Raw genomic sequence first — 20,504 nt, 5'->3', positions numbered from 1 at the left:
GCGTGGGGCCGCACACCCACGAAGAGGGGCGCATGTCGGAGCAGGCCGGGACCGAATCGGGAATCATCGTCGTGGAGCTGTCCGCCGACCACGAGCTGGAAGCGGACCACGTGGACGCGGTGGTGGAGGTGAAGGCGTCGGCCTTCTTCACCGGCAACGCGGCGTTCACCAACGCGAGGGAGGTGGTGGTGCTGGTGCGCGCGCTGGAGGAGCTGGGCGTGCCCCGCACGGCCTTCACCCTCCAGTCGGTGCAGGCGGAGATGTCGGAAGGGCTGCTCACGCGCTCGTCCTCGGCGGTGTACATGCTGCGCATCCGGCTGGAGCAGGTGGAGCGGCTGGGGGACGTGCTCGCGGCCTTCAGCACGATGAAGCAGGCGACGCTGCGCGAGCTCAAGTGGGGCTATTCGCGGGAGCTGGAGTTCCGCCAGGACTGGCTGGAGGAACTGGCCCGCGAGTCCGTGAAGAAGGCCCGCCGCGTGGCCGCCGGGCTGGGCGTGAAGCTCGGGGGGCTGCACCGCTTCTCCGAAAAGACGCTGGAGTCGCACCTCTTCGCCACCGGGCGCGGGGGCTACAACGCCGGTGACGACGGCGCCTCGGTGTCCCTGTCTTCCGGCGGCAACTACCTCAAGGGCCGCGTGGCCCTGGGCTTCCCGCTGTCGCACCGCAAGAAGGTGCACGTGATGGCCACGGCGGAGTTCCGCGGCGTGCCGACCCCGGAGTCCTGACCGGGGCCGGCCCTGCCCGTGCTTCAGGTCGCGGGCGTGTGCTGGAGCACCAGCGCTTCCAGCCGCTGGAGCGCCTTCTCCAACGTCTCCCACGAGGGGCCGAAGGACAGGCGTACGTAGCTGCGGAAGCGCGAGGCCCGGGCGCGGCGCTTGCCCGGGTTCACGTCGAAGAACTCACCGGGCACGGTGATGACCTTGTGTTCCAGCGCGGCGCGGAAGAAGGCCATGCCGTCGTTGAGCGGCGCGGGCAGTCCGGACAGGTTGCCCCAGACGTAGAACGTCCCGTCCGGCGCCCGGTCCGTGCGGATGCCCAGCCGCTCCAGGCGCGAATGGAACTTGTCGCGCTTCTCGCGGAAGGTGGAGTGGATGGCGCGCGTCTCCGCCACCACCGTGTCCTCCTGGAGCAGCGGAATCGCCGCGCGCTGCAGGGGCCGGCTGCCGCCGCCGTCCAGGAAGCTGCCCGCGCTCGACACCGTGTCGATGACCTGCCTGGGCCCCACCGTCCACGTCATGCGCCAGCCCGGATAGCGCCAGTTCTTGGTGAGCCCGTCGAAGAGCACCACCGGGTCGCGGTTCACGTCCTCCACGTACCGCGCGGCGCTCTCCACCGGCAGCACGCCCGGGCGGCCCGTCCAGATGTAGTGCGAATAGAACTCGTCGATGAGCAGCGTGCACTCCAGCTCGCGCGCGACCCCCACCCACCGCGCCAGCTCCTCGCCCTGCACCAGCTTGCCGGTGGGGTTGCACGGGTTGGAGAAGAGCAGGGCGGACAGGCCGCGCCCCTGGATTTCGCGGCGCAAATCATCGTGGGTGAAGGCGTAGCCGCGCTCGCCCTCCAGCAGGATGGGGATGGCGGTGAATGCCTTGAAGACGTCCAGCAGCTCTTCGTACGCGGTGTAGTCGGGCAGGAAGTGGCCCAGGTTCACGCTGCCCAGGCTGGCCGCGGCGCGGGTGAGGGCCGCGCGGCCACCGCCGGACAGGCACACGTTCTCCGCGCTGTACTGGCTGGGCAGGCCCTTGCGGTAGAGACGGTTGTAGAGGCTGGCGATGGCCTCCCGCACCTCCCACAGGCCCGCGACGGGCGCGTACTCCTGGTCCGCCATGTCCACCGTCACCTGGCCCACGCGGGGCGGGGCGCCGGGCAGGTCGCCCGTCTCCGGCTGACCCTGGCCCAGGTTGCACCAGTCCGGGTCGCCGGGACGGTAGCCTCGGCGCGTGGCCTCGGCGGTGACGAAGATGACGCCCGTGCGGGGCACGGTGCGGAAGGCATGCAGGGGGATGCTTTCGCTCACAGGGGGCACGCTAGCGCGCCCCCCGCTCCGGTGCAGCCTTTCCGCTTCAGCCTTCCAGCGACGCGCGCAGGAACCAGGCGTGCTTCTCGAACTCGGTGATGATGCCGGTGAACAGGTCCACCGTGTCCGTGTCCTGGTGCCCCTCCACCTGCTTGCGGCTGTCGCGCAGGCCGGCCAGGTACACCTCGATGCGCTCGGCCAGCAGCTTCACGTGCTCCAGGTCGCGGGAGGTCTCCTGCGGGTACTCAGGCAGGCGGCTGTGCGTCCCCACGTGACGGCTGGTGCCGTACGCCCGGCCGCCCAGCGTCACCGCGCGCTCCGCGATGGAGTCGTTGTGGTTGGCGAGGCTCACCGCGAAGGTTTCGAACAGCGGGTGCAGGGCGGCGAACTGCGGGCCCTTGATGTTCCAGTGGGCGACCTTGATCTGCGAGTGCAGGTCCAACCCGTCCGACAGCCGCTCGTTGAGGGTGGCGGAGATGGCGGTGCGGGCCTGCTCGGAGAGGGGACTCGGGCTCTTGTAGAGGGCCATGAGGGACACGTTCCTTTCGAAGAGAGGGGTGAAAGAAAGCGCCCCCCGGTGTCTCCACCGGAGGGCGCCAGGAACTTCATGTCACGCGAAGCGCAGCGGGCCTCTTAGGACTCCAGGCCGACCGCCGCCGCGTGGATGACGCTGGCGATGCGAACCGCGTCGTGCACGTGTTCCTCGGTGAGGCCGCCGTCCAGCACGACCTTCTCGTGGGACTGGATGCACATCTCGCAGCCGTTGATGGCGCTGACCGCGAGGCAGACCAGCTCGAAGTCCACCTTGTTCGTCAGCACCTGCGCGAGCCGGTTCATCCGCAGTCCCGCCCGCTTCGTCGAGTACGACTCCTTCCCGATCATGTGGCGGAAGCGGTAGTAGACGTTGTTCATCGCCATCAGCGAGGCCGCAGCACGCGCGTCCTCGATGACCGGCCCGGACTTCTCACCCAGCGCCTGCTTCGCCTCATTCAGCATCGCCTCCTTCAGCCGGTCGTTCCGAGCGGCGAAGGCGCATGCCACGGCCGTACCCCAACGCTGCTCCGGGGTGAGGGTCGTGCTCTCCAGGACGGCGGAGAGGTTGAGACGGGTGTCCTTGTGGGCGTCCGCGAGTTCGCTGCGGACGACTTCGAGCGAGGCCATGGTGGGTTACCCCGCCTTCTGGAGCTTCGTGGTGAGGGTCTCCTCACCCTTCTGCCAGTTGCACGGGCACAGCTCGTCCGTCTGGAGCGCGTCCAGTGTGCGGACGGTCTCCTTGACGTTGCGGCCCACGGACAGGTCGTTCACGGACACGTGGCGGATGATGCCCTCGGGGTCCGCGATGAACGTGGCGCGCAGGGCCACGCCCTCTTCCTTGTGGAGGATGCCCAGCGCGCCGGACAGCTCACGCTTGATGTCCGCCAGCATGGGGAAGGGCAGGTTCTTCAGGTCCGGGTGGTGCGTGCGCCACGCGTGGTGCACGAACTCGCTGTCGGTGGACAGGCCGAGGACGACCGCGTCGCGATCGTTGAAGTCCTTGTTGTGCTTGCCGAACTCCGCGATCTCCGTGGGGCAGATGAACGTGAAGTCCTTCGGCCACGCGAACAGGACGGTCCACTTGCCCTTGTAGGTCTCGTTCGTGATGTCCTGGAACTCCTTGTTCTTCTCCAGGCTCACGGTGCCCTTCAGCTTGAAGTTCGGAAGCTTGTCGCCGACGGTCAGCATGGTTCGACTCCTTGGGATGGGGGGCGGGCCATCGTGGTCCACCCCAGAGGTTGTGGTTGCTACGGTGTAAAGCAGCGTCCGTGCCAGTGCCTCAACTGCTGTGATTCCAAGTCTTTACCTCAGACCCTCGAATCGGCACCGGCGGGGCGGTGCTGCCGGGAAGGTGAATAACGAAATCCCGGTGCCTGTCGCCACTGCAATTTCGGTGGAGCGCTATTATCGGTAACACATGCCGGATGAACTGATGGGGCGCCACCCGGAAGTGACGCAGGATGCTCGGGAGCTGGTCGAGCTGGCAACCACCGAAGAGGGGGTCGGGGAACTTCTCCGTCGGGGACTGGACTGGCTGACCCGGGTGGTCCCCTTCGACCTGGCCACGCTGTTCCTCCTGAAGGAGGGAAAGCTGGAGGCGGTGGCGGCGCGCGGCCCGCTGGCGAACCAGGCGGTGCGCAAGCACTCGTTGCAGTTGTCGGACTTCCCGTCGTTGCGGCAGGCGCTGGAGACGCGCCGCGCGCGGGCGTTCACGGAAGAGGACCACGCGCACGGGGACGGAGACCCGTTCGACGGGGTGTTGGACCTGCCCGCGGGGCACTCGTGCATGGTGGTGCCGCTGTGCGCGGGGGAGCGCTGCTACGGCGTGCTGACGTTGGACCGCGCGGAGTGCGTCGCGTACGCGCAGCCGGTGGTGGACCTGGTGGAGGTGTACGGGCAGATGCTCGCCACGGCGCTCCAGGGCGCGGAGAAGCAGGTGGTGGTGGAGCGGCTGCACCGCCAGGACCACGAGCGCGCGAGGCTGCTGGAGTCGCAGTTGGGTGCGGACTCGGAAGGCATCCTGGAGACGTCGCTGAGCCCGGTGATGCGGGACCTGTCACGGCGGGCGCGGCAGGTGGCGGAGACGGACACGCCGGTCCTCATCATGGGCGAGACAGGCACGGGCAAGGAGCGGCTGGCGCGCGCCATCCACCGCTGGAGCTCGCGCCGCGACCAACCGTTCGTGTCGCTCAACTGCGCGGCGATTCCGGCGGGCCTGCTGGAGAGTGAGCTGTTCGGCCACGTGAAGGGCGCCTTCACCGGGGCGAACCGCGACCGGGCCGGCCGCTTCCAGATGGCGAACGGGGGCACGCTGCTCCTGGATGAGATTGGCGAGCTGCCGGTGGAGCTGCAGGCGAAGCTGTTGCGCGCGCTCCAGGAGAAGGCGTTCGAGCCGGTGGGCAGCGACAAGACGGTGAAGGCGGACGTGCGCATCCTGGCGGCCACGCACGTGGACCTGCACCAGGCGATTGCCCAGAAGCGCTTCCGCGAGGACCTGTTCTATCGCTTGAGCGTGTTCCCGCTGCGCCTGCCGCCGTTGCGCGAGCGGCGCGAGGACCTGCCGCAGCTCACGGTGTTCCTGTTGGAGGAGCAGGCGCGGCGCATTGGCCGGCGCGGGATGCGGGTGACGGCTTCGGGGCTGGGGCGGCTGGCGGCGTATGACTGGCCGGGCAACCTGCGCGAGCTGGCGAATGCCTTGGAGCGCGCCACCATCCTGACGCAGGGACAGGAGCTGGCGGCGAATGCGTTCGACCTGCCGGTGGGACGGGGGCCCGTGGCGGTGCAGGGGACTTCGATGGAAGCTCCGGCGGCGCTGCCCTCCGGTGCTCCGGTGGCGACGCTGGCGGCGGTGCAGCGCGAGCACATCCTGCGGGTGCTGACGTTGACCCGGGGCCGCGTCTACGGCGATGGCGGCGCGGCGGCGCTGCTGGGGCTCAAGCCGTCCACGCTGCAGAGCCGGATGAAGAAGCTGGGCATCGCGCGGCTGGAGGGCTTCACGGCCGAGGAGGCGTGACGGGCGACGTCACGCGGCTCCGGTGACGGAGGCGCGGGTCGGAAACTCTCCGGCCCGTGCCCCTTGCTGGCTTTAGTACCTGCGGCCGTCCTCGCGGGCCTCACGGCGGTCCTCGCGCATCTCCTGGCGGTTCTGGCCCTGCTCGGAGCGCGCCAGTTGCACCAGGTCCGCCAGCAGCATGCGCTTGCGCGCCACGCTGCCGCTGTCCATGCGGCCGTAGAGCCCGTCGAGCTGCTGGGCGATGTTGCGCGTCTGCTGCAGGGCGCGGGACTCCTGGCGGGCGTCGCGCACGTCGTCGCGGCGGTCCTTGCGGTCGTCGTGGCGGTTGCCGTCGTAGCGCACCTCGCGGGTGCTGGAGCGCACCTCGCGCTGGTCCTGGGCCAGCTCGCGGTGGGATTCGTTCAGCTCCGACGCGATGTAGTTCCGCAGCTCCTGCTCCACCTGCTGCAGGTCGCGCCGCGCGGTGCGGCCGCGGGCCGAATCGTACCGGGCGAGCAGCGACTCCACCTGCCGCAGGTCCTGGTGATCATCCCGGGTCTCGCGCTGGTTCTGTCGCAGCTCCTGCCGGTTCTGGCCCTGCTCGGTGGGCCTGCGGAAGTCGTCTGCGTGGGCCAGGGCCGGGAGGGAAAGCGCCATCGTTGCCAGCAGCCACTTCGCCATGGGGTGTCTCCTTCAAGAGCGTGTCTGCCCTGATGGACGGGGCAGGGCGCCGCGCATTCAAAAGGAATGACTCCCCAGCGGGGTGCGACCGGGGCCTACGACACCCCGAGTGCGGCCGGGCGCGGCGCGGAGGGCGCCACGGGGTAGTGGGCCTCCTTGCCGAAGGGCTGGTCGAACAGGTGCGGATCCGACTGGCGCGTGCGGAAGAGGTCCACGATGTAGTTCATCCGTTGATCCAACTGGCTCCAGTCCTTCGCGCCCGTGCCCTTGAGGCTGTCGGGCGAGGAGTCCATGCGGCCGAGCAGCTCGCGCAGCGTGGGGTTCTCGATGCTGCGCAGGTGCGGCGGGAAGAGCGTGTCTTCCATGCCCGCGGGCGGCGGCAGGTCGTTGCCCAGCTTCAGCGCTTCGCCCGGGACGGCGAGCTTCATCATGTGCTCGGTGGCGATGCCCCGGAACACGTCCGCCAGCTTGTCCACCAGCGGGTTGAGGACCAGGTCCACCGCGCCCGACTTGATGGCCGCCTTGGCGGCGAGGTTCGCGGGGAAGGGCAGCGCGTTGGCGCCCGCCTCGATGCTCTTGTCCAGGATGCCGCGGAAGATGTCCTTCACCGGCGAGTTGAGCGCCTTCTCCACGTACGACTGGAGCTGCGTCTGCTCGTGCAGGCCGACGGTGTCGTTGGCCAGCAGCATCAGCTCGGCCTTCTTGTTCGGATCCTTCTCGAACATGGCCTGCGCGTAGTTGCCGAAGGCGTCCTTCAAGAGCGCCTTGTCCGGGGGGAAGCCGTCCAGGTACTTCTGGAGCTTGGCGGGGTCCAGCTGGGTGTCGCCCTGGAAGGTCTCCACGAAGCGGGCGAACTCGTGGCCCACCTCCTGGAAGACGAACTGGTTGCCGTCGGCGATGGCCTTGCTGACGTTGTTGAGCGCATCCGCGCCCGCCTTGAGGAGGTCGCCGGTGGGCAGGGCGGGCAGCCCCAGGTTGCGCAGCAGGTCGTCCACGCGGGACATCGCTTCACCGACCGCGCCGCCGCCCTGGAGGATGTCCACGAACGCCTTCGGCATGTCCTCCTGGCGGATGCTCACGCCGGCCTGCTTCGAGGCCCAGGTGGCGTACGTGGACCAGTTGGCGTTCTCCTTGCCCAGCAGGGTGCCCATCGCGTCGGACAGGTCGTGGTAGCCCTGGGTGATGGCCAGGTTGCGCTCCACCGGGTCCGTCATCGAGGCGATGTTCGCCACGTCCGCGGCGGTGGGGTAGGTGCCCGGCGTGGGCCGGGGACCCGACTGGGGGCCAGCGGCCGGCGTGGACAGCGCCACCGGGGCCTTGCGGGCCTTCGGGGACTCGAAGAGGGAGGCCCCCTGGCGGTCGCGCGGCTCGGGCTTGACCTCGTTGCGTGGGCGCGGCGGGAGGGCCGGCTCCGGCAGGCGGGTCGTGGACGGGGCGCGAGGGCCGATCTTCGGAGGACTCATGCTCCCAGTATCGCCCCGGAAGCCCCCGAAGTTGCCTGGGTAGGACGGGCGGGGTGGGTGCTCCAGACCCTCCGGGTCTCCTCGACGGAGACCGCCTGGAAGCGCACGGGCGCCCCGGCCCGGCGGGCACCCAGGCGGCCCCAGTCCGCGCGGATGACGACGGCGATGAGCGGGTAGCCTCCGGTGGTCGGATGGTCTGGACCCAGCACGATGGGCGTTCCCGAAAGGGTGACCTGAAGGGCACCGCGCACCATGGGCCGCGAGGTGCCCGTGCCTTCATCTCCATGGGGCACGGGTGGTCCGTCCAGCCGCTGTCCCACGCGGTCGCTGGAGGGCGACACGGTGAAGCTGCTGCCCAGGAGCACCGCCACGGCCGCGTCACCGAAGCGCGCGGCGTCCGGGCCTGGCAGCACCCGGATGGGGGCGGTGGGGTCCAGGGCTTGCGCGAGGTGCTGGAGGTCCGCTTCGGAAGGACCTTGCGCGAAGACCGCCGACGGGACCGGCGGGCCCAGCGGGAGCCGGTCCCCCTTGCGCAGAGGGCGGCCCTCCCATCCTCCCAGCCGGGCCACGTTCAACGTGCCGCGCCCGCCCAGGACCTCGGGGACCGCGAAGGCTCCGTCCACGGCGACGTAGCGCACGGCATACCGGGTGGGCGCGGGCACCGTGAGCGTGTCGCCGTCCGCGAGCAGACGCGCGGCTTCTCCATCCACGGACACGCGCACGTCACGGCCCTGCGCACGAAGCTCCAGGCGTCCGTAGGCTTCCAGCGCCGCGGCGTTCCAGGCATTGCCCACCGAGCGGTTCGCCGCGACGAGCAGCTCCGGAACCCACGCTCCGCCCGGAGGAACGCCGTGGTGCATGTGTCCCGGTCGGCCACCGTCCTGCACCATCACGGGCGCACCCAGGCCGATGACTTCCACCGAGGCCGTCACGCGTCCTCCCGTTCGAAGCGCACGCGGTCGCCCAACTGCATCACCGCGCCGTGTGTCGGGTCGAACGCGGTGAAGTCCAGCGCGGTGCCCACGAGGTTCCATCCGCCGGGCGAGGCGAAGGGATACACACCCGTGCGTTCCCCGGCGATGCCCACCGCGAGCGCCGGCACCCGTGTGCGTGGCGTGGCCAGCCGGGGACAGGCGATGCTCGGATCCACATCCCCCAGGTACGCGAAGCCCGGCAGGAACCCCACGCAGCGCACCGTGTACTCGCGGGCCGTGTGACGGCGCACCACCTCCTCCACCGACAGGCCCGCGTGCGCGGCCACCTTCGGCAGGTCCTCGCCGTCGTAGCGAACGCGGATGCGCAGGAGGGGCCGCTCCACCGGAGTCACTGGCATCACGCGAAGCCGCGTCAGTACGAGCGCGGGAGACTCAGGCGGCGTCGCCGGATCGAAGTACACACAGGCATGGGACTCGGTGATGACCGCATCGACCACGCCCGGCAGCGCGCACAGGGCCTCGCGTGCCTGTCGTCGGTCCACCGCCTCCGGCAGCACCAGCCGCAGCGCGCTGTCCCCCAGCGGCTCTGGAGGATGCTCCAGCGCCTCCAGCATCGCGCGGACCTCGCGGGCCAGCACCACCGCCCCCGGCGTGTCCCCGTGCACGCACAGCGTGTCCACGGTGCCGCCCGTGGCCAGTCGCACCGTGTTCTCACGGGCCAACGCCACGTTCGTCAGCACCGCTCCGGGTTGGCCGCGTGGAATCAGCGAACCATCCGGAAGCGTGCCCCGGTCCGCGAAGCCCTCTCGCGCATACCCAATCCCCGCCGCCCGCGCCGCATCCCTCAGCGCACCCGAGCCGGGCCCCACGAACGTGACGTCCGTTCCCAGCGCCTCCACCACACCGTCCACCACCGCCCGCGCAAGCTCGGGGGACTTGTTGGCCGAGTGGTACAGCGCCCCATGGGGCTTCGCATGCCGCACCGGCACCCCGTGCTCACGGGCCAGCGAGGCCAACCGCGCGCACTGTTCCGCCACCTGCGCGCGCAGCACCTCCGGCGCCACGTCCTGGGCCTTGCGTCCGAAGCCCTCGCGGTCCACGTAGGACGGATGCGCGCCCGCCAGGGTGCCATGGCGCTCGCACAGCTCCAGGGCCCGCCGCATGGAGTCCGCATCGCCCGCGTGCCCGCCGCAGGCGATGTTCGCCAGGTGGGCGAGCGCGTAGAGCTGTTCGTCCTCCCCGGGCAGCTCCCCCAGGTCGATGTTGAGCAGGCACCGCGTCATGGGCCCACGCTACGCGAGCCCTGCCCGTCAGCGGTAGGTGATGAGCGCCCGGTGCTCGCCCTCGAAGTGGCCGTGTTCGTTGAGGGTGGACAGATAGCGGCCCCGCTCGCTGTAGATGACCTTGGTGACGCCACAGTTGGCGAGCGTCCAGTTCGTCCGGAACGCATGCGCATCCGGGATGCCCAGCAGGTCCTGGCTGACGGCGGTGATGGGCCCGCCGGAAGTGAACACCAGCGCCGTCTTCGACGCCCCCAGCGACGCAATCAACGCATCCATCGCCTCCAGGCAGCGCGCTTTGAAGGCGGACCAGGACTCCTTGTACTCGCCGTCGTGTCCCCCCGCGACCCAGCGCGCGACGGCCTGGGTGAACAGCTCCTGGTAGGCGCGGCGTGGATCCTTCGCGGCGACCATCTCCTCGCGCAGCACGGCGTGGTCCGCGTAGCGCGGCGTGTGCCGCTCCACGACCTCCTCGTGGTCGAACTCGTTGAAGCCCGCCACCCGCCGGGGCTCCACCGGCAGCCCGAGCAGTTGGAGGCAACCGTCCGCCGTCTCCCGGTGACGCAGCATCGTGCCCGTCACCACCGCGTCCAGCTTCGGCAGGCGTGAGCGCAGGGATGCCCCCAGCACGCGGGCCTGCTCCTGGCCGACGTCCGACAACTTGTCGTAGTCCGCCGCGCCGAAGGACGCCTGACCATGGCGGATCAGATAGATGACGCCCATCAGCCGCCCGCCTTCTTGATGAGCTGCCGGCAGCGGAACGCCATGTAGTTCGCGAGGAGCCAGTAGTTCTTGAACGACGGGTTGCGCGTCTGCTTGTGGTGATAGCGGTAGTAGATCTGCTGGACGATGACCGCGAGCCGGAACACGCCGTAGACCTCGTAGAAGGTCCAGTTGGCGGGCTTCAGGCCGGTGCGCTCCAGGTAGTAGGCCACCACCTCTTCGCGCCGCAGCATGCCGGGCAGGTCGGTGGGTTGCCGGCGCGTGGTGCGCAGGATGAGGTTGTCATCCGCGTGGACCCAGTAGGCCAGCGTGTTGCCCAGGTCCATCAGCGGGTCGCCCAGCGTGGCCATCTCCCAGTCGAGCACCCCGATGACCTCCGTGGGGTTCTCCGGACTGAGCACCACGTTGTCGAAGCGCCAGTCGTTGTGGATGACGCACGTGGCGATGTCCTGCGGCACGTTCGCCGCGAGCCAGTCGCGCACGTACTTCATCCGCGGCACGTTCCAGGTGCGCGCCTTCTCGTAGCGGTCGGACCAGCCGGAAATCTGTCGCTGCGGATAGCCGGGCCCCTTGCCCAGCGACGTGAGCCCTGCCGCCTGCGCATCCACGCCGTGCAGTGCGATGAGCTTGTCGATGACGTTGAGGCACAACTGGCGCGTCTGGGTCTTGTCCAGGGTGAGTCCCCGGGGCAGGTGCTTGCGCGGGATGAGGCCGGGGATGCGCTCCATCACGTAGAACTCCGCGCCCAGCACGGCCGGGTCCTGGCACAGGCCCACCATCGTGGGCACCACCGGGTACGCGGGCTTGAGCGCCTGCTGCACCGTGTACTCGCGCGACATGTCGTGTGCGGACTTCGCCTTGGTGCCCGCGGGCGGCCTGCGCAGGATGAGGTCGCGGTTCTCGTACTTCAGTCGGTAGGTCCAGTTGGACGCGCCGCCCGTGTACTGGGTGACTTCCGGCGTGCCCACGAGCGACGGCACCAGGGCCTTGAGCCACGCATCCACGGCGGGCACGTCCAGCGCTTCACCGGAGCGGACGGCCTTGCCTTCATCCAGGGGGACGGATGCCGCCATGGTCAGCTCCCCCGGGAGAAGCCGCGCTTCGCGAGCTCGATGCGGGTGATGACGCCCTTGTGCACCTCGTCCGGGCCGTCCGCGATGCGCAGGCTGCGCGCCTGGGCGAAGAAGGCCGCGAGCGGCGTGTCGCGCGACACGCCCGCGCCGCCGTGCAGTTGGATGGCGTCGTCCACCACCTTCTGGAGCACGTTGGGCGCCACGACCTTGATGGCGGAGATCTCCGTCATCGCCCCCATCGCGCCCACGTCGTCCAGCTTCCACGCCGCGTACAGCGTGAGCAGGCGGGCCTGATCGATGGCGATGCGCGCCTCCGCCACGCGCTCGCGGTTGCCGCCCAGGTTGAGCAGCGGTTTGCCGAACGCGCTGCGGCCCATGCCCCGGTCGATCATCAGCTCCAGGGCCCGCTCCGCCGCGCCGATGCAGCGCATGCAGTGGTGGATGCGGCCCGGCCCCAGTCGGCCCTGCGCGATTTCAAAGCCCATGCCCGGCCCGGAGATGAGGGCGGAGCGCGGCAGCCGCACGTCGTGGAAGTGCACCTCGCCGTGGCCGTGCGGGGCGTCATGGTCCCCGTACACCGGCAGCATGCGGATGATCTCCACGCCCGGCGCGTCCATGGGGACGAGCACCATGGAGTGCTGGTGGTGGCGGTCCGCGCCCGTCTCCGGCGTGCGGCCCATGAAGATGGCGACCTTCGCGTTGGGGTGTCCCAGGCCGCTGGACCACCACTTCTTGCCGTTGAGGACCACGTCGTCGCCGTCCAGCACGGCGGTGGCCTGCATGTTGGTGGCGTCCGACGACGCGGCGTCCGGCTCCGTCATGCAGAACACGGAGCGGATGTCGCCCGCGAGCAGCGGCTTCAACCACTGCTCCTGCTGCTCCGGGGAGCCGTAGCGCCAGAGCACCTCCATGTTGCCGGTGTCGGGGGCGCTGCAATTGAAGACCTCCGGGGCCATGAGGCTGCGGCCCGTCTGCTCCGCGAGCAGTGCGTACTCCAGCGTGCTCAGCCCCGCGCCCAGCTTCGCGTCCGGGAGGAAGAGGTTCCACAGCCCTTCCGCCTTCGCTCTCGCCTTGAGCTCCACCATCACGGGCGGCACCTTCCACTGGCGCCAGTCCCCGCCGGCCTCCATCGCGTGCAGGGCCTGCATGTAGGCGCCCTCCGCTGGCTCGATGTGCTCGCGCATGAAGCGCTGCATGCGCTCCAGGTATTCGGTCGTCCTGGCGGAGGGTTGGAAGTCCATGCGGGGCATCCTGCGCCCCGCCGGGTTGATGAAGCCACTGAATGTTGGTCATGTGTTCTCATGAACCCCGTTCAGGATTCAGCGGTCCGCCCGGCGCTCGACCTCAACCTCTTCCGCGTGTTCGACGTGGTGCTGCGCGAGCGCAACCTGGCGCGGGCCGCGGAGGTGCTGTTCCTGAGTCCGTCCGCCGTGAGCCACGCGCTGGCCCGTCTGCGCGAACAGTTGGGCGAGCCGCTCTTCGTCCGGGAGGGCAGGGGCGTGGCGCCCACGGCGCTGGCCGAGCGACTGGCGCCCGGCATCCAGGACGCGCTCGCGCTCCTCCAGCAGGCGGTGCACCGCACCCGGCACTTCGAACCCGCGCGCGACGTGCTCCACGTGGCCCTGGCGATGAACGACGTGCTGGAGCCGTCGCTCCTGCCCGCGTGGGTGGAGTACCTGCGCGGCCGTGCCCCCGAAGCCCGCGTCACCAGCGTGCGGTTGGAGCGCACAGGGCTGGAGCGCGACCTCGCGTCGGGGCGGCTGGATCTGGCCATCGACGTGGCACAGCCCACCGGGCCGGACCTGCGGCACGCGGTGCTCCTGCGGGACGAGCTGTGCGTGGTGGCGGCCCGGCGCCGCAAACTGTCCCCGGCCGCGTACCTGTCCTCGCGCCACGTCGCCGTGTCCTCCCGGCGCACCGGGCTGCCTTTTGAAGACCTGGTGCTGGGCCGCCTGGGCCATCAGCGTGACGTGGCCGTGCGCTGCCAGCACTACGAGGCCGCCTGCCGCATCGTCGCCGGTTCGGAGCTGCTGCTCACCATGCCCCGGCGCCACGCGGAAGGACTCAACGTGGGGCTCGGCAACCACCTGCTGCCCGTGCCGCTGGCGCTGCCGCCCGTGGACCTGCACCTGTACTGGCACCGCCAGGTGGACGAGGACCCGAAGAGCCGCTGGCTGCGAGCGGAGTTGCTCGCGCTGAGCGGGGAGGTGGTGCGTCCCGTTCGGAAGTCGCGCTCAGCGGCGGGGCGTGCGCGGAGTCCGGCGAACGCGAGGTGACGGTGTCCCACGCCGGCCCTGGGCCCGGGACTTGCGCGCGGGCGGACGGGGGGCCGCCGACGGTTCGATGCTCGCGAGCATGATGCGGCGCAGGAGCGCGTACACCGGCAGCGGGTCGAAGGTCTTGTCGAGCTGGTGATGCAGCGCGAGCCCATCCACGCACGCCTTGATGATGATGGCGTAGTGCAGGTCCTCGGCGGCGGGGGCTGCCTCGTGGCCGACGCGGTAGTGCGCCACCGTGCGGGCGATCTCCGTGTCCCCCTGGCGCAGCAACTGCGCGACGGCGGGCGTCAGCTCCCGGTTGCGCAGGCCCAGCGCGAACAGCTCGTAGCGCAGCCGGCAACTGTCCGGCGCGTCCGTGGCCAGCTTCTCGCCCCAGGCGAAGGCGGTCTCCGCCAGCGCTTCCACCGGGGTCTGCGCACGCAGCCGCTGCAACTCCGTCATGTACTGCTGGCTGGCCTCCTGCGTGACGGCCAGGAGCAGCGCGTCCTTGCTGCCGAAGTAGTAGTGCACCAGCCCCTGGTTCACCCCCGCCTCCTTCGCCACCTCCTTCACCGTCGTGGCGTCGTAGCCCCGCTCCGCCAGGACGCGGCGGCCCGCGGTGATGAGGCGGGCCCGGGCATCGGGCTCCGGTTCGGCGGGCTGGGCCTGTTTGCCACGGCGATTGGGAGGCATCCCAAATCCATAGGGCACGGCCTCCCACCCCGCAAGAGCGGACGAACGGCCGGTGGCTTGACATCCTGCGTTGGCAATCTTAGTTAGTCGTGTAACTAAATTAGTCGTCCGGCTAAACCGAGGGAGACGGTCCATGCGAGTCGAGTCCAAGCGGTCGATGCGGTGGGTGAAGGCGGCGGTGGCGGTGGGTGTGTCGTTGCTGTCGGTGCCGGCGCTGGCGCAGGACGTGGGCCGCTCGTCGACGGGGCAGGAGCAGCAGCGGCGCGGGGCGTTCCTTTTGGAGCTTCAGCCGCCCGCGCTGGACGGTTCGCTCTACGGGGTGCGGGCGGAGGTGGCGGCGTCGAAGGACGCGCGGCTGGCGTTCGGCCTGATGGGGCGCGCGGGCGGGTGGAACCGGTCGCTGGGCGCGAAGGCGCGCTTCACGGGCGTGCAGGGCGGCGACGTGAAGCTGAACTTCGGCGTGGGCGTGGATGGCCGCTACACGCTGGCCTTCCTGGCGGACGGCACGGTGCGGCCGTTCCTGGGGATGGCGGTGGGTTACGAGGAGTTCATCGCGCGGGCCACCGTCACGTCGCCGGACACGAAGGAATACACGACGACGGCGTTCCTGGAGCCGACGCTGGGCGTGATGTGGCGGCCGGGCACCGGACGCGTGGGCCTGTCGGCGCGCGCGGGTCCGGGCTTCACGTTCACCGACGTGCGCACGCTCCAGGTGAGCACGGGCAACCTGGGCCTGCGCACGGTGTACCCCATCGCGTCGCTGGGCCTGCTGGTCGTCCTGTAGCCGCGGTCCGCCGTTGGAAGGTTGACCCTGGCGCGATAGGAGGAGTGCCGCCAGACTCACGCGCGTCTTCGCGCACGTCCATTGTCGGGTGTGCCGGGCAGAAACGCCCTCACGTCTGGACGTCGCCATGCTGCGCAGCACCTGTCTCGCACTGCTGCTCCTTCTCGCGGCCTGTGCGACGACGGAGCCGGGCCCGAAAGAGTCCGTGGCTTCGAACCCGACGCTCGCCAACCTTCAGCGAGCGGCGGCGCTGCCGTGGGCGGATGACGGACGCTGCGTGGTGCGAGAGGCCTCCAACGCGTGGCCCGTTCTCGTGGAGCGATGCTTTCATGTACTCGACGCTGAGCGGATCTGGTTTCGGGACTCCACGGGAAGATGCACGGTCGCCTCCGCTGGGGCGGCAACCCTGGGCTTTGGAATCTGCGTCCTGGCGGCACCGGAGATCGTGGTGGGCGCGGTGATCATCACGGGCGTGGTGGTGGTGGCGATCGCCATCCAGGAGGAGTGGGATGCCTATGAGCGGAGGGCAACCCGTGAGCGCACGCGCCCCGCGCTTCAAAAGTGGCCCACCCTGCATGAGCAGTCCCTGGCGAAGCGAAAGCCGGAGCCATCAGGACAGGACTTGATGCCCCCAGCGCCACCTTCAATGGTGGAACGTGAGCGCAGCCTTGATTGCACTCCCCAGTCCGTGCCGCATCTGGGCGGCGATGCCCTGCACAACATGTGCGCCGACAGGGTGCCCCGAAATGGCTTCCCGGGCTCGGACGTGCTCGTCAACGGGAAGCGCTTCGACGCATTGCAAGTGCGCGCGCGAGTGCTGTGGGAGGTCAAGACCGATAATTTCGAGACGTACTCTCTCTTCCTCAATGATCAGGCGGTCAAGAAACAGGTGCTCGAATTGCAACGAGAAAAGAATCTCGCCAGTGCCTGCGGATTTGATTTTCGGGTCGGCGTGCGCAGCGCCGCGCATAAAGCCGCACTGGAGTTCGCGGATGTCACCTTCGAAGTCGTTGTGATGGATTGGTGCTGAGATGCCAGCAACACATCCGAGTCAACTTGGCATGATCGTCTACGGGCCTGCTAACGCGGGTAATGCGGGTCGACCCTTGGCCGCTGTTCATGGAATGGAACGCGCACTGCCTGGCCTGCGCCTGGACTGGAGGATCTCTGACGAGGGAAAGCCCATTCCCTTGCCGCAACGCGATGCCTGGGTTGCTGATGGGCAAACGGATGAGCCGGGATTACCGCTCCTCTGCAACGGCGATGAGAGCTACCCTGTGACGATTTCCGGGTGGGAAAAGTCCTCGGCCAGTTCCCCGGGAGGACAACCACAGTTTGAGATTCATGTGAGCCTGCCTCTCGCTACGCCAGGCATCGCAGCGATAGCGGCGGATGTTCTGGAGGCCATCGCAGAGGGCGCCCGCGCATTCTGGGGGCACGCGACGCCGTTCAACGCGGGGGTGGAGATCTCGCGACAGACACGTCATCCGGTGCGCAAGCCGGGTGTTCCGCCACGGGGGCTGCCGACGCTCAATCTCCCAGAGGAGCTTCGCCTGCCGGAGATTCCGCAACGTCTAGGCTGGATGAACTACTGGTCGGAAGCTGCCGCACAGGCCATCGGCTTCCCCGATTCCGCCCGTGACTCTGAGTTGCTTTCACGGTCACGGCGCACCGCGACGGGCGGGTGGGTCGTCCAACTCACGGAGGCACCGCTCGACCTCGACAATCCCGCCCACCTGGCCGCGCTCATGCGCGCCTACGAGCGCTTTCCGGAGATAGGTGGACGCTCAACGCCTTGAGCGGGTTTGCAGTCCACGGAGTGCACACTCGTCCCCACGCACCCGTCCGCGATTCAGGGCGTATGGCTACACTCCAGGGCCATGAGCCACCCGTTCGAGTCCTACCGCGCCGAGTTCCCCGTCCTGGGCGAACAGCTCTACCTCAACCACGCGGGCGTCGCGCCCACCAGCCTGCGCGCGGCCTCCGCGGTGAAGGGGTGGATGGACGACCTGGTTCACCACGGCATCCTCCACGAGCGCGGCTGGGAGGCCCACAGCGAGCACGTGCGGGGACTCGCCGCGCGCATCATCGGAGCCTCGCCGGAAGAAGTGGCCTTCGTGCGCAACACCAGTCACGGACTGGGGCTGGTGGCGGAAGGCCTGGACTGGAAGCCGGGGGATGAGGTCGCCGTCGCCACGAGCCTCGAATACCCCTCCAACGTCTACCCCTGGCTGCATCTCAAGGACCGGGGCGTGGAGGTCCGCGAAATCGCCACGCCGAACGGGGGCGTGACCCCCGAAGCCGTGGCGGCGGTGCTCACCCCGCGCACGAAGCTGGTGGCGGTGTCGTCGGTGCAGTTCGCCACCGGGCACCGCACGGACCTGGATGCCCTAGGCGTGCTGTGTGAACGCGCGGGCGTGCTCCTGTGCGTGGATGGCATCCAGAGCGTGGGCTGCATCCCGGTGGATGTGAAGAAGAGCCGCATCCACTTCCTCAGCGCGGACAGCCACAAGTGGATGCTCGGCATCTCCGGCATCGGGTTCCTGTACGTGGCGAAGGACGTGCTCCCACGCGTGCGCCCCGCGCTCGTCGGCTGGAGGAGCACCACCGATGCGTGGAACTTCAACCGCTCCCACTTCGAGCTGCGCCCGGACGCCGCGAAGTTCGAGGAGGGCAGCGCCGCGTACCCCGGCATCTACGCGATGGGCGCCGCGCTGGAGCTGCTGCTGGAGGTGGGGACGGATGCCATCGGCGCGCGGATTGGTGAACTCCTGGCGCGGCTGGACTCGGGCTTGCGCGACCTGGGCTGCGAGGTGGGGCCCTCGCCGGAAGACCGGGCGGGCATCCTCACCTTCCTGCCTCCAGGCGCCAGCGTCCGTGCGCTCAGCGCGTTCCTGTCCGAGCGCAAGGTGGCCCACTCCGTGCGGCGGGGGCGCATCCGCCTGTCGCCGCACTTCTACAACACGCACGCGGAGATGGACCGGCTGGTGGAACTGGTGCGCGCGTACCGGCCCGGGTGAGGCCTGTCGAGCGCCCGCACCCGGACCTTCACACGGCGCGGACTACTGCGCCGGGAAGAGGTTCTCCACGGACAGGTAGCGCTCGCCGGTGTCGTAGCAGAAGGCCAGCACGCGGCTGCCGTCCGGCATCTCCGCGAGCTTCTGGTTCACCGCGGACAGCGAGGCGCCGGAGGACACACCGACGAAGATGCCTTCCTCGCGCGCGGAGCGGCGGGCGAACTCGAAGGCATCCTTCTCATCCACCTGGATGGTGCCGTCGATGGCATCCACGTGCAGGTTCTTGGGGATGAAGCCCGCGCCGATGCCCTGGATGGGGTGGGGCCCCGGAGCGCCGCCGCTGATGACAGGGGACTTGGCGGGCTCCACCGCGAACACCTTCAGCTTGGGCCACTTCGCCTTGAGGACCTCCGCGCACGCGGTGATGTGGCCGCCGGTGCCCACGCCCGTGATGAGGTAGTCCAGCCCGTCCGGGAAGTCGTTGAGGATCTCCTGCGCGGTGGTGCGCTTGTGGACCTCGATGTTGGACTCGTTCTCGAACTGCTGCGGCATCCACGCGTTGGGCGTCTGCGCGACCAGCTCCGTGGCGCGGGCGATGGCGCCCTTCATGCCCTTGGCGCGCTCCGTCAAATCGAAGGTGGCGCCGTAGGCGGCCAGCACGCGACGGCGCTCGATGCTCATGGACTCCGGCATCACCAGGATGAGCTTGTAGCCCTTCACCGCGGCCACCATCGCGAGGCCGATGCCGGTGTTGCCGCTGGTGGGCTCGATGATGACGCTGCCCTCCTTGAGGAGGCCCTTCTTCTCCGCGTCTTCAATCATCGCCAGGCCGATGCGGTCCTTGATGCTGCCGCCCGGGTTGGCGCGCTCCAGCTTCAGGTGCACCGTGACGCGCGAGGGATACAGGCGGTTGATGCGCACGTGCGGCGTGTTGCCAATGGTCTGCAGGATGCTGTCGACTTTCATGGCGTCTCCTGTGCGGGGAAGGTCACTGCGTTGGGGGTTCTCAAATCTGGTAGTCGAGGACGTCCAGGCCCTCGTCGCCGTGGCGCGCGCGCACCTCGCTGCGACGGGTGACGACGGACTGGGGTGGCACGCTCTGCGTCAGCCACGCGTTGCCGGCGATGATGCTGCCCCGGCCCACCACCGTCGCGCCTCCGAGGATGGTGGCGTTCGCGTACACCACCACGTCGTCCTCGATGGTCGGGTGGCGCTTCTTGTCCGCCAGGGCCTTCTCCACCATCAGCGCGCCCAGCGTGACGCCCTGGTAGAGCTTCACGTTGTCGCCCAGCATCGTCGTCTCGCCAATGACGACACCCGTGCCGTGGTCGATGACGAACCTGCGCCCGATGGTGGCCCCCGGGTGGATGTCCACGCCGGTGCGTTGGTGGGCGTACTCGGTGAGCAGGCGCGGCAGCAGCGGGAAGCCCAACTGGTGCAGCGCGTGCGCCACCCGGTAGATGGCGATGGCGTAGAAGCCCGGGTAGGTGAGCACCACCTCGTCCACGCTGCGCGCGGCGGGGTCCGCTTCGAAGATGGCCTGGGCGTCCTGCTGGAGCCAGGCGTAGATGTCCGGCAGCCCCGCCATGAAGTGCGTGGACAGGCCAGCGTCGGTGCTGGGGTAGTGCGGCGCGAGCAGCCCCTGGATGCGCTGGAGGTTCGCCTCCACGGCGGTGACGTCCCGTCGCACCGCGGCGGCGTTGCACTCCAGCCGCTCCGCGAAGTGCGGGAAGAGCAACCCCAGCACCTGCGCGACGAACTCGGGCGCGGCCTTGCGCACGTCCGGGGGGAAGCAGTGGCGCTGTCGCGCCTCCAGCAGGGTGGCAACCAGTCGGGCGTTCGGATCGTCCATGGGGCGTTGCGTCAGGATAGCGTGCTGGGAAGGCGTTTTCTTTGTTTCCGGCGCTCGAACGGCTGATGGAAGGCGGATTGGCTTTTTTCCACCGTCCGGAGACGTAACGGCCCGGTTCCCAACGCAGATGCCGACGGCGGGAAAACGTCGCGGCAGCCCGGCCGTCCGGGGAACAGGGAGGGGGACGCGGTGCGTCCTGGCG

The 20,504-nt window shown here is 69.4% G+C and carries 21 protein-coding genes; 7 read left to right on the top strand and 14 right to left on the bottom strand.

What is annotated here, in order from left to right; all coding sequences use genetic code 11:
• Positions 1–32 precede the first annotated feature (32 nt).
• Complete coding sequence (locus D7V88_RS17145) at positions 33–725, top strand: SIMPL domain-containing protein (RefSeq protein WP_120541721.1); 693 nt, start codon at positions 33–35, stop codon at positions 723–725.
• Positions 726–748: 23 nt separating this feature from the next.
• Here D7V88_RS17145 and D7V88_RS17140 read toward each other — a convergent pair whose 3' ends face one another.
• The 4 genes from D7V88_RS17140 to D7V88_RS17125 all read right to left on the bottom strand — a co-directional run bounded on the left by D7V88_RS17140 (position 749) and on the right by D7V88_RS17125 (position 3,739).
• On the bottom strand, positions 749–2,017 hold the full coding sequence (locus D7V88_RS17140) for a pyridoxal phosphate-dependent aminotransferase (RefSeq protein WP_120541720.1): 1,269 nt from the start codon (positions 2,015–2,017) through the stop codon (positions 749–751).
• Positions 2,018–2,063: 46 nt separating this feature from the next.
• Positions 2,064–2,546 carry a DNA starvation/stationary phase protection protein Dps gene (gene dps, locus D7V88_RS17135; RefSeq protein ID WP_120533413.1) on the bottom strand — a complete coding sequence of 161 codons (483 nt, stop codon included), beginning with the start codon at positions 2,544–2,546 and terminating at the stop codon, positions 2,064–2,066.
• 104 nt (positions 2,547–2,650) lie between these two features.
• Positions 2,651–3,178, bottom strand: a complete 528-nt coding sequence (locus tag D7V88_RS17130; RefSeq protein ID WP_120541719.1) for a carboxymuconolactone decarboxylase family protein — start codon at positions 3,176–3,178, stop codon at positions 2,651–2,653.
• Between the two features lie 6 nt (positions 3,179–3,184).
• A complete protein-coding gene (locus tag D7V88_RS17125) occupies positions 3,185–3,739 on the bottom strand; it encodes a peroxiredoxin (RefSeq protein ID WP_120541718.1) in 555 nt (184 codons plus the stop codon).
• Between the two features lie 229 nt (positions 3,740–3,968).
• Between D7V88_RS17125 and D7V88_RS17120 the strand changes: the two genes are divergently transcribed.
• On the top strand, positions 3,969–5,564 hold the full coding sequence (locus D7V88_RS17120) for a sigma 54-interacting transcriptional regulator (RefSeq protein WP_244238194.1): 1,596 nt from the start codon (positions 3,969–3,971) through the stop codon (positions 5,562–5,564).
• Positions 5,565–5,636: 72 nt separating this feature from the next.
• Here D7V88_RS17120 and D7V88_RS17115 read toward each other — a convergent pair whose 3' ends face one another.
• From D7V88_RS17115 to D7V88_RS17085, 7 genes are all read right to left on the bottom strand, one after another.
• On the bottom strand, positions 5,637–6,224 hold the full coding sequence (locus D7V88_RS17115) for a hypothetical protein (protein ID WP_120541717.1): 588 nt from the start codon (positions 6,222–6,224) through the stop codon (positions 5,637–5,639).
• 95 nt (positions 6,225–6,319) lie between these two features.
• Positions 6,320–7,687, bottom strand: a complete 1,368-nt coding sequence (locus tag D7V88_RS17110) for a hypothetical protein (protein ID WP_120541716.1) — start codon at positions 7,685–7,687, stop codon at positions 6,320–6,322.
• Positions 7,684–8,619 carry a 5-oxoprolinase subunit C family protein gene (locus D7V88_RS17105; RefSeq protein ID WP_120541715.1) on the bottom strand — a complete coding sequence of 312 codons (936 nt, stop codon included), beginning with the start codon at positions 8,617–8,619 and terminating at the stop codon, positions 7,684–7,686. The genes D7V88_RS17110 and D7V88_RS17105 overlap by 4 nt, the downstream gene beginning before the upstream one ends.
• A complete protein-coding gene (locus D7V88_RS17100) occupies positions 8,616–9,905 on the bottom strand; it encodes a LamB/YcsF family protein (RefSeq protein WP_120541714.1) in 1,290 nt (429 codons plus the stop codon). The genes D7V88_RS17105 and D7V88_RS17100 overlap by 4 nt, the downstream gene beginning before the upstream one ends.
• A gap of 27 nt (positions 9,906–9,932) precedes the next feature.
• Complete coding sequence (locus D7V88_RS17095) at positions 9,933–10,625, bottom strand: histidine phosphatase family protein (RefSeq protein ID WP_120541713.1); 693 nt, start codon at positions 10,623–10,625, stop codon at positions 9,933–9,935.
• The gene (locus D7V88_RS17090) at positions 10,625–11,698 is read right to left on the bottom strand and encodes a phosphotransferase family protein (protein ID WP_120541712.1); all 1,074 of its coding nucleotides are present in this window, start codon (positions 11,696–11,698) and stop codon (positions 10,625–10,627) included. Before D7V88_RS17090 ends, D7V88_RS17095 begins: the two co-directional genes overlap by 1 nt.
• A 2-nt stretch (positions 11,699–11,700) precedes the next feature.
• Complete coding sequence (locus D7V88_RS17085; protein ID WP_120541711.1) at positions 11,701–12,939, bottom strand: acyl-CoA dehydrogenase family protein; 1,239 nt, start codon at positions 12,937–12,939, stop codon at positions 11,701–11,703.
• Between the two features lie 60 nt (positions 12,940–12,999).
• Between D7V88_RS17085 and D7V88_RS17080 the strand changes: the two genes are divergently transcribed.
• Complete coding sequence (locus tag D7V88_RS17080; RefSeq protein ID WP_120541710.1) at positions 13,000–13,974, top strand: LysR family transcriptional regulator; 975 nt, start codon at positions 13,000–13,002, stop codon at positions 13,972–13,974.
• Here D7V88_RS17080 and D7V88_RS17075 read toward each other — a convergent pair.
• Positions 13,933–14,649 carry a TetR/AcrR family transcriptional regulator gene (locus tag D7V88_RS17075; protein WP_120541709.1) on the bottom strand — a complete coding sequence of 239 codons (717 nt, stop codon included), beginning with the start codon at positions 14,647–14,649 and terminating at the stop codon, positions 13,933–13,935. The genes D7V88_RS17080 and D7V88_RS17075 overlap by 42 nt on opposite strands.
• Before the next feature lie 133 nt (positions 14,650–14,782).
• Between D7V88_RS17075 and D7V88_RS17070 the strand changes: the two genes are divergently transcribed.
• The 4 genes from D7V88_RS17070 (at position 14,783) to D7V88_RS17055 (ending at position 18,453) form a co-directional block, all read left to right on the top strand.
• Positions 14,783–15,433, top strand: coding sequence for a hypothetical protein (locus D7V88_RS17070; RefSeq protein ID WP_120541708.1), 651 nt, complete (start codon positions 14,783–14,785; stop codon positions 15,431–15,433).
• 127 nt (positions 15,434–15,560) lie between these two features.
• Positions 15,561–16,463: a DUF6310 domain-containing protein gene (locus D7V88_RS17065; protein WP_120541707.1), complete on the top strand. Its 903-nt coding sequence runs from the start codon at positions 15,561–15,563 to the stop codon at positions 16,461–16,463.
• A 31-nt stretch (positions 16,464–16,494) separates the two neighbouring features.
• Entirely contained in the window at positions 16,495–17,232 is a 738-nt protein-coding gene (locus D7V88_RS17060; RefSeq protein WP_244238193.1) for a DUF5953 family protein, read from the top strand.
• Positions 17,233–17,313: 81 nt separating this feature from the next.
• On the top strand, positions 17,314–18,453 hold the full coding sequence (locus D7V88_RS17055) for an aminotransferase class V-fold PLP-dependent enzyme (RefSeq protein WP_120541705.1): 1,140 nt from the start codon (positions 17,314–17,316) through the stop codon (positions 18,451–18,453).
• Between the two features lie 42 nt (positions 18,454–18,495).
• Here D7V88_RS17055 and cysK read toward each other — a convergent pair whose 3' ends face one another.
• Together cysK and epsC are read right to left on the bottom strand one after the other, a co-directional pair.
• A complete protein-coding gene (gene cysK / locus D7V88_RS17050) occupies positions 18,496–19,416 on the bottom strand; it encodes a cysteine synthase A (protein WP_120541704.1) in 921 nt (306 codons plus the stop codon).
• 40 nt (positions 19,417–19,456) lie between these two features.
• On the bottom strand, positions 19,457–20,302 hold the full coding sequence (epsC, locus tag D7V88_RS17045) for a serine O-acetyltransferase EpsC (protein WP_120541703.1): 846 nt from the start codon (positions 20,300–20,302) through the stop codon (positions 19,457–19,459).
• Positions 20,303–20,504: the final 202 nt, after the last annotated feature.

This window comes from Corallococcus terminator (assembly GCF_003611635.1).
Taxonomy (GTDB): Bacteria; Myxococcota; Myxococcia; order Myxococcales; family Myxococcaceae; genus Corallococcus; species Corallococcus terminator.
This window is presented reverse-complemented; position numbering and strand designations above follow the sequence as displayed.

Bases quoted from the DNA above. Each gene is read 5' to 3' on its own strand.
- D7V88_RS17085 (WP_120541711.1), bottom strand. From the start codon at position 12,939: ATGGACTTCCAACCCTCCGCCAGGACGACCGAATACCTGGAGCGCATG.
- D7V88_RS17060 (WP_244238193.1), top strand. From the start codon at position 16,495: ATGATCGTCTACGGGCCTGCTAACGCGGGTAATGCGGGTCGACCCTTG.
- D7V88_RS17110 (WP_120541716.1), bottom strand. From the start codon at position 7,687: ATGAGTCCTCCGAAGATCGGCCCTCGCGCCCCGTCCACGACCCGCCTG.
- D7V88_RS17080 (WP_120541710.1), top strand. From the start codon at position 13,000: ATGAACCCCGTTCAGGATTCAGCGGTCCGCCCGGCGCTCGACCTCAAC.
- D7V88_RS17125 (WP_120541718.1), bottom strand. From the start codon at position 3,739: ATGCTGACCGTCGGCGACAAGCTTCCGAACTTCAAGCTGAAGGGCACC.
- D7V88_RS17055 (WP_120541705.1), top strand. From the start codon at position 17,314: ATGAGCCACCCGTTCGAGTCCTACCGCGCCGAGTTCCCCGTCCTGGGC.
- D7V88_RS17070 (WP_120541708.1), top strand. From the start codon at position 14,783: ATGCGAGTCGAGTCCAAGCGGTCGATGCGGTGGGTGAAGGCGGCGGTG.
- D7V88_RS17095 (WP_120541713.1), bottom strand. From the start codon at position 10,625: ATGGGCGTCATCTATCTGATCCGCCATGGTCAGGCGTCCTTCGGCGCG.
- cysK (WP_120541704.1), bottom strand. From the start codon at position 19,416: ATGAAAGTCGACAGCATCCTGCAGACCATTGGCAACACGCCGCACGTG.
- D7V88_RS17120 (WP_244238194.1), top strand. From the start codon at position 3,969: ATGCCGGATGAACTGATGGGGCGCCACCCGGAAGTGACGCAGGATGCT.
- D7V88_RS17075 (WP_120541709.1), bottom strand. From the start codon at position 14,649: ATGCCTCCCAATCGCCGTGGCAAACAGGCCCAGCCCGCCGAACCGGAG.
- epsC (WP_120541703.1), bottom strand. From the start codon at position 20,302: ATGGACGATCCGAACGCCCGACTGGTTGCCACCCTGCTGGAGGCGCGA.
- D7V88_RS17100 (WP_120541714.1), bottom strand. From the start codon at position 9,905: ATGACGCGGTGCCTGCTCAACATCGACCTGGGGGAGCTGCCCGGGGAG.
- D7V88_RS17115 (WP_120541717.1), bottom strand. From the start codon at position 6,224: ATGGCGAAGTGGCTGCTGGCAACGATGGCGCTTTCCCTCCCGGCCCTG.
- D7V88_RS17145 (WP_120541721.1), top strand. From the start codon at position 33: ATGTCGGAGCAGGCCGGGACCGAATCGGGAATCATCGTCGTGGAGCTG.
- D7V88_RS17065 (WP_120541707.1), top strand. From the start codon at position 15,561: ATGCTGCGCAGCACCTGTCTCGCACTGCTGCTCCTTCTCGCGGCCTGT.
- dps (WP_120533413.1), bottom strand. From the start codon at position 2,546: ATGGCCCTCTACAAGAGCCCGAGTCCCCTCTCCGAGCAGGCCCGCACC.
- D7V88_RS17090 (WP_120541712.1), bottom strand. From the start codon at position 11,698: ATGGCGGCATCCGTCCCCCTGGATGAAGGCAAGGCCGTCCGCTCCGGT.
- D7V88_RS17130 (WP_120541719.1), bottom strand. From the start codon at position 3,178: ATGGCCTCGCTCGAAGTCGTCCGCAGCGAACTCGCGGACGCCCACAAG.